The 1,206-nt window shown below is 58.6% G+C and carries 1 protein-coding gene; it reads right to left on the reverse strand.

Features of this window, described 5'->3' with window-relative positions; genetic code table 11:
• On the reverse strand, window positions 1–1,206 hold a 1,206-nt coding region (locus A1351_RS10870; RefSeq protein WP_157096256.1), incomplete at both ends, for a TonB-dependent siderophore receptor.

Genomic DNA, 1,206 nt, shown 5'->3' on the forward strand with positions numbered 1-1,206 from the left:
ATTGAGCTGCGCGGTGACGCGCGTCGGCCCTATCCGCCACGAATAGCTGCCCATCACATTCACGATCGCATAGCCGGGCAACTGGTAGCTATTGCCCTGATCGCCCTCTCGCGGCCCCACGGCCACCACGCCGGCTCCGACCTTCAAGCCGAGGAGCGAAGCCTGCTGGAATTCGTATGTCATCCAGAAGCTCCCATAGTGTTCGGGCGCGAGATAGAGGCGCTTGCCCTGATTGCGATAGCCGCCGCTGGCGTCGCTGTCCTTCGTGATCTTCGCGAAAGGCAGATAGGAATAGGCGCCGATGACTCTCAACCCGGGGAGGACCTCACCGGAAACATCGAATTCGATTCCGCGCGTTTCGGCTTCGCCGATCGTCCGTCGTAGGTTCGGGTTCAGAGGATCTGGCACAGGGAGATTGCGCTTTTTCAGGTCGAAATAGGCGAAAGTCGCTGTCAGACGTCCATCATCGGCTTCGGCTTTCAGGCCCGCTTCCCATTGCTCGGACGTTTGAGCGGGAAAGAGCGCGCCATCGGATCGAAAGACGCTATTGGCCGCGCCGAATCCTTGCGAATAGCTTCCATATACCGAGAGCCAAGGCGCGGGGCGCCACAACAGGCCGCCGCGCGGACTGACCTGATCCTCTTTCGTGGTGATCACATTCGCGAAATTGTTGACGGCCGTCGCGCTGTCGAATCGGAATCCGCCCATCGCGAAGAAGTTATAGGGAAGCTCCATCTGATCCTGGAAATACAGGCTGTGCCATTCCTGGGAGAGATCGAGCCGCCCGATCGTCGCCGGCGACACCGGAATGACGGTGTAGGGCAGATAGGTCGGAGCGTAGATATTGAACGCGGACGCCGCTACGCAGCAATTGCGAAGACCGACGAGCTTGTCGTCGATGTGGAAGTAGTCGTAACCGAAGAGCAGCTTGTGCCGCACGGGGCCGGTGTCGATCTTTCCGGTGAGATTGAGAGTCGTGTAATAGCGGTCGGACGTCGTGTCGGGCGCCTGATTGTAGAAGCGCCCCAATGTTCCGTCAGCGTTCGCTTTGCCGAAAAACATCGTCCGATTATCGAACGCCATGTGCTCGAAGGTGAATCGATGCGTCAGCGTCCAATTCTCGTCGAAATCATGCGACCAGTTCAACCCATAGAGCGTACGATAGCCCTTGTTGACGCTGTTGAGAGGATCGCCGACGAAGCGCGT

Source organism: Methylosinus sp. R-45379 (assembly GCF_001644125.1).
Lineage (GTDB): Bacteria > Pseudomonadota > Alphaproteobacteria > Rhizobiales > Beijerinckiaceae > Methylosinus.